The sequence below is a fragment of the Ruegeria sp. AB8 genome, assembly GCF_056542605.1.
Map to the genome: position 1 here is coordinate 1 of NZ_JBQGAB010000059.1, position 5,900 is coordinate 5,900.

5 protein-coding genes and 2 pseudogenes are annotated in these 5,900 nt (G+C 57.7%); all 7 read right to left on the bottom strand.

The genetic code is table 11. The features are described from left to right. A pseudogene (locus ACR0CG_RS23405) lies at nucleotides 1-99 on the bottom strand (IS5/IS1182 family transposase); the annotation flags it as partial. Further along, on the bottom strand, nucleotides 89-664 hold the full coding sequence (locus tag ACR0CG_RS23410) for a recombinase family protein (RefSeq protein ID WP_480527887.1): 576 nt from the start codon (nucleotides 662-664) through the stop codon (nucleotides 89-91). The pseudogene ACR0CG_RS23405 and the gene ACR0CG_RS23410, both read right to left, overlap by 11 nt. Further along, a complete protein-coding gene (locus tag ACR0CG_RS23415) occupies nucleotides 661-1,704 on the bottom strand; it encodes a tyrosine-type recombinase/integrase (RefSeq protein WP_480442451.1) in 1,044 nt (347 codons plus the stop codon). The genes ACR0CG_RS23410 and ACR0CG_RS23415 overlap by 4 nt, the downstream gene beginning before the upstream one ends. After that, nucleotides 1,701-3,401, bottom strand: coding sequence for a tyrosine-type recombinase/integrase (locus ACR0CG_RS23420; RefSeq protein ID WP_480527890.1), 1,701 nt, complete (start codon nucleotides 3,399-3,401; stop codon nucleotides 1,701-1,703). The genes ACR0CG_RS23415 and ACR0CG_RS23420 overlap by 4 nt, the downstream gene beginning before the upstream one ends. Before the next feature lie 166 nt (nucleotides 3,402-3,567). Further along, nucleotides 3,568-3,774, bottom strand: a complete 207-nt coding sequence (locus tag ACR0CG_RS23425) for a helix-turn-helix domain-containing protein (RefSeq protein ID WP_480442453.1) — start codon at nucleotides 3,772-3,774, stop codon at nucleotides 3,568-3,570. 180 nt (nucleotides 3,775-3,954) lie between these two features. Further along, nucleotides 3,955-5,076, bottom strand: a complete 1,122-nt coding sequence (locus tag ACR0CG_RS23430) for a hypothetical protein (RefSeq protein ID WP_480442454.1) — start codon at nucleotides 5,074-5,076, stop codon at nucleotides 3,955-3,957. Between the two features lie 564 nt (nucleotides 5,077-5,640). Further along, nucleotides 5,641-5,900: pseudogene (locus ACR0CG_RS23435) on the bottom strand (DMT family transporter); the annotation flags it as partial.

Consider the following 5,900-nt stretch of genomic DNA (forward strand, 5'->3'; position numbering starts at 1 on the left):
GTACTTAACCGGTTTCTTGCGCTGCTTCCGGCCAGGGATGCAGGCGCGTATCTCTTTGTCTTTCAACGCTTCCCGGAACCAATCGGCGTCAATGCCCCTCTGAGAACTCTTGAAGCACCCGCCGGACAATCTCAGATTCTGCTGCGTTGATCATTCGTTCTCCTGTGACGGGTTGGCCGTCCGGCCCGAGACGCCGGACGACGTCGTAGCCATAGCTGCTGCCGCCACCGGAGCGTCCAAGCTCCACCCGCCCGCGCAGACCGCGCCGGGTTTTGTCGGCCAGATCTTTGAGGAACAGTTGGTTCATGGTCCCCTTGAGACCCACATGCAACTCACTGATCTCGCCTTCGGTCAGAGTCATGATGCCGACCCCTGCAAAGCTCAGGCGTTTGAATATCGCAGCGATGTCTGCCTGGTCCCGGCTCAACCGATCCAGCGCCTCTGCCAAGATCAGATCAACTCGTCCTTCCTGGGTTGCATTGAACAGCGCTTGCAGCCCGGGACGCAACATGGACGCGCCAGAGACCGCTCGATCCGAATAGGCGTCAACAACAGTCCAGCCCTCGCGTTCTGCCCGCTCCCGGCACAGTCGCATCTGGTCTTCGATGGATGCGTCTCGCTGCATCTGGCTGGAGAAACGGGCATAGATTGCGACTCGGGTCATCGACAGACCTTTTTCTTCTGGTTGATCAGATCCGCGTAGTCGCGGCCTGCTTCAATGGTTTGGGCGTGAATGTAGTGATGCTCTGCCGTTCCGAAGCTCGTATGAGCCAAAATTGGTCGGATCAGCTTTGCGTGTTCCGGAGAGGAGCGCGCCAATGTCGTTGCGGCGGCATCCCGGAAGAAATGCGGTGGGATGCGGCGACCCGTCAGCTTCAGGGTCTGCTCCGCGATCCGGGGGCTCAGCGCATCTTGCTTTAATGGTGCGCCTGTCCTGCCGACCCACAAGACATCGTGTTGTTGTTGGCCACGCTCCATAAAAAAGGGACGGGCTTCGTTGACATAACGACGCAAGAGCGGCTCAACGCATCTAGGAACGTCAGCCTCCCAGGGCTGCCCTGATTTGGTCAGATCCCCCGGGAGCGCGACGGTCATGGTGTTTGCTGTGACATGCAAGGATATGCCAATCCGAAGGCCTGCAAAGGCGCGTCGCCGCATCGGCATCAAGGCCAGCATGGCAATCATGGTGCCATCCCGCAGGCACATCATACGGCGCAGCGGTGTTGGTGCTGCTTCTGCATGATCCGTCGCCAGAGACATTCCCGCCTTGAATAGAACCTCGCTGGACAACACACGCCCAAGTTTGCGATCCCGATCACCCCGTCCTGCGGTGCGCTTCAATCCCGCTTTCAATCTCCGCTGAGCGGACCAGTCCTGTGTCGGGTCAGCCGCGGAGAGGATACACAAAACGCCGTCAATGAACATCAACCGGGTCATTGGCCGGGTGTGTGAGAGGTCCCGAAGCCAAGCGGACATGCGCGGCAGAGTCGCGCGTCGAGCCGGAGGCAGTGTGATCGCCTTCGCATCGCTGGTAATCAGCCATTGCAGCCATCGGGCATAGCGCAGTTCTAACGTCTTCAACGAGGTCGCGCGTAGATGTGACAGCGCGCCGCAATCGTCGAGTGGGCCACCTTCTATCTGAAGGTTGAGCCACATCTCCCGGTCTTGCACGGGCCAATCAGACAGAGGCAGAACAAGGCTCATAAGCGACGCCCTTTCTTGGCGTCTATCAGGTCAGCAAAGGCGCGTGTTGCCGACCGTGCCTCAAGACCGGAATACATGTTGATCGTGTGGCTGACCTCCGAATGTCCGAGCAACCGGCGCGCGACCTCATAGCCGCCGGGATTGGCGTCGAGCCAGTTCATCACCGCAAAATGCCGAAACAGGTGGGCATTCATCTCCAACCCCGTTTCCTTCCGGATCCGTTTGGAGACGCGCGCAGACAGAACGCCAGGATCAACCGAATGCTGACCATCCCTCCGGGGAAACAGCCAAGGCGTTCCCGCGGGGCAGAGTTCCGGACAGCGAGATTTGAGATGCACGTCGATCATGCGCAATACATCACGCGGGATCTCGAACTCGACAGGGCGCTCATTTTTGGTCTCGCCGTCTTCCAGAACCAGGTAGGCTCGGCCATCACCAGGACGGTGCAGGTGGCGTTCCAGGTGGATGCCAGCCAGGTTCTTCACGCGAACCGGGCAGACCAGCAAGATGGCGATGGCGAGTGCATCTTCGCGCGCCAGAGCCCAGCCATACGGTTTGGACGTGCCGCGTGGTCGCGCGAAAATCCGTTCAGGCAGGAGCAGCAGGCGCTGTTGATGCCGATCCTCTTGCAACACTCGAAGTCTGCTTCGGTTCTTTTGGGTCATGCCATTCTGAGGTTTGACCGCCAGGCGCGTGGCAAGCCCGGCCAGTGCATCGCGAGCGTCATCGGGTGCATAAAGTATCCGGGCCAGGTTGCGGAGCAGCGCGGCGATCTCACTGATCATCTTTGTGGTCTGGTTGTTGGTGCGCGATAACATCTGGCGCAAACCCTGTTCAGCCATCACCGGATTGATCAGGACGTCCAATCCGCCAATCTCCGCGATCGGGATACCAGAGTGAACGAGTTCGGAGGCAAACCGAACCAACTGTCTTTGGTATTGGGACAGGGTCGCGGGTCGGAGTACCCTGTTCTGACCGTCATCTGCCAGCGGGTCCGGAGTTGCAAGACGGTGCATCAATTTTGCAAGCTCGCTTTGGAACGGCGTAGGAAATGCTGTCACGGGAAAGGTGATGACCTTCTGGCGCGTTTCCAGAGGCAGGATGGCCTTGGGCCATTCAGAAATACGTCGGACCGCCAGGTTCCAGCCGTTGACCGCAGCCCGATACGCGACATCCGGTGATTTGCTGATCTCGTTATGCGCAAGGGCTTCTCGATAGGCCGCGCCATGCTCTTTGCGCACAGTGGCGGGTTTGACGCCTTGCCGGTTCAGAAAATGCACGAAGCGGCAGAGTGCAGGTTGCAATGTCTTGTCGCCGGACGCCAGTACATTCGCCCAGAGCGCTTGCCAATCGGGAGACAGATCATCGATCCGGTTGAAGCGCCGTTCCACCAGCCCGAAATGCGCGAGGGCGGCACGCGCATCACTCACCGCGTTTTGCCAACTCTTCGCTGTAAGACCGAGTGCTGCGGGTGTGACTTTGGACAAACGGGGCTGCAACCAGCGACTGTCGCAGGGCACATCCTCTGGCGGCAGCCCAAGGGCTTTGGCCACGCGGCGCAGACCGGAGATCATGTCGCGGCGGCGTCCGTCCGACAGAGAGCTGTCGGAGCGCAGTTGGTCGATGAGCTCGGCGAACATCGGTGTGTCGGCTTTGACGAAGGCCAATGTCAATGGAACGGGGCTCTGGCTAGTCATCGGGTTTACGTTCCTTTGGACATGTCAGGTCTCGGGGGGACGGGTGTGGACAGGAGGTCCGATTCGGGAAAAGCGTAGCACAGAAAGTTCGCAACTTACGGGGATGCCCTCTTCCCGAAGTGCCCGTAACACTTTGACATTAATGGACATTAATGGTCACGATTACCTACCAGCACTGTGCCTGCCGGTAGGCGGCATGAGCTGCCGGATCAATGCGGATGAGGCGTCCGCCGGGGCCGACCCGGATGACCTCAAGCAAGCCTGCCGCAATCGCACGGCGCACCGTCTTCTCCGAGCAATTGTCCAGTTCAGCGACGTCTTTCACCGACAGAAGTTTGCGGATTTGTTTATTCTTTGCTTTGATCTGTGGCATCCTGATGCGCCTCCTTTTGGTCAGAGGCGTTCCGGCCCAGTTCCCGTACTGTCTGGGCAGCCAACAATCGGACCAACTGGTCAATCGCTGTCTCAACCTGCCGGTGCGCGTGGTTGTCTGAAGGGGGTATGGCAGGAACGCGTGTCATGCCATGACCATGACAACGCGGGCTTGCTCATTCTAAGTGTATTGATTGCCCGATTCCGGCGGGGCCCAACGCTCCTTCTCTTCGCGCTCAAACTTGTCGCGAAAATAGTCAATATCCACGCGGATCGTCTCACCGCTCAGGATTTGCTCCGGTTCGGTTATGATCCTCACGGCAGCCTGGATAAAGTTTACGAGCGGGCCTTGCCGTTGTCCTCCGGGGCGACCGTCTGAATATGTCGTATAGGTCAGGGGGCGACCGGCATCTTTCCAGGTATAGCAGCAACTCTCGACGATGTACTGACGGCGTTTGTCGCGCGAGAACCGCTTGTCTCGTGGCGACATCTCTGCAACCGCGCCGGGTGTCTCGATGATGCGTCGAATGTCATCCATCACGTCCTGAGCAAGCGTTTTTGCGGTCTCAAGCTTTTTGAGGAGCTGTGGAAGTAGGTCTGCATCTTCTGGCGTCGATGCGAAATAAGTCGAAAGCGAGCCCAATGCGTTCCGGAGTTCTTGTGCAGTAATTGTGCCCCGTTTGGCTTCCCGCAGGAGTGTCTTGAGGTGCTTTTGACCTCGTTCAATCGCTTGCGAGCGCCGGACCTCGGTCAGGTTGATTGCGATGTCTTCATCATTGTTGAGGCAATTCCCAAGAAGCACAGAGAGTTCGCGTACGAGCTTAGTTGGCAAGTCAAACCGTTCAGCCAAGCTCTCGATCATGTCATCAGAGAGAGCACCGCGTTCGCCATAACTGCCGAGCTTCCATGACATGGAACACTTGATCCCATCCATGTGCGGATAGACGGAATAGTCACCATCACCATCTTCAACGTTGCCATGATCGCTCAGGCCACCGTCCAAGTTAGCGTTCATCTTATTCTCCGTTTGGCACACTTCAGGGTCAGGCCGCTCGTCCAAAAGCTTACGTTCATCAAGGCAGTACTGATTGCTCAGAAAGCGCTGGTTGAGACGATGCGGCCCCTTCAAAGGTTGCACATAAACAAAAGAACAGGAAGAGAACAATTTGGCTAGGTTCTGTGTCGAGCGGCCTTCGATATTGGAGGGCTGTCGCGCGTCACACCAGCTACGACTTGTACAACTTGCGGCCGCGCGAAACACAAAGATCCCCAAAAAATAGAGATCAATACACTTAGTCAGCAAGAGCGTAAAATCCGACGTTCCGGGTTGGGATGGGTCTCCCCGTCTCCGTTGCGCCCGGTTTATTCTTGCTGCTTTCCCTGGTGAACGATCAAAAAAAGCGGTGACCACGGTACGTTCACGACCGGCCTCCAATTGTGAACTATGGTTCGGGGACTACCCCATCCCGCACCGACGCGGCTCCTTCTGGCCCGGTGCAGAAACGCGACTACGGAACCCACCGGCCGACCGACGTCTTCAGACACTCGTCGGACCGGGGACCGCCAAGACCGTGCGGGGTCAGAGCGGGGCAGGTGAGAAGCCTGCGGGGAAGCGGCTGGCCTCCGATAAAAGGCATCGCGCGGATACGAACCTGAAAGCGAAGGGCCTTCTCCCGCAAGACCGGGGGGAAGGAGCGGGGGCCGGATATTGTCTGGCGCAAAGACAGGGTGAAAGTTTGCCAAAAAATGAGATCGGCAGAAGCGCAGCTCTGGCGGGTTCTCTAGCACATAACCTCAAGTCTATAGCCGCTTTTAGTAACCAACTAATCGTTCCGACAACATGTAGTGAACGACCATAATAAGCCCATTAGTACCGCCTCGGTGATTTTGCGAGCACGGTAGATACGGTGCGCGTCTTTCTACTTCTTGTGATCGCGATTGCGGTCAGCACTAAGGCACATGCCAAAGCTTGAGGTAAAGAGACGGCTTCGCCAAAAGCAAGAAAACCCACGGCAAACATCGTGGGTAACTCGATACTTCCGACCACCGCAGTTTGGGAGGCTCCAATGACAGGCGAGCAAATCGTGTAGATAAGCTGGGGCACGAACGCGGTGACCAGTCCAATAC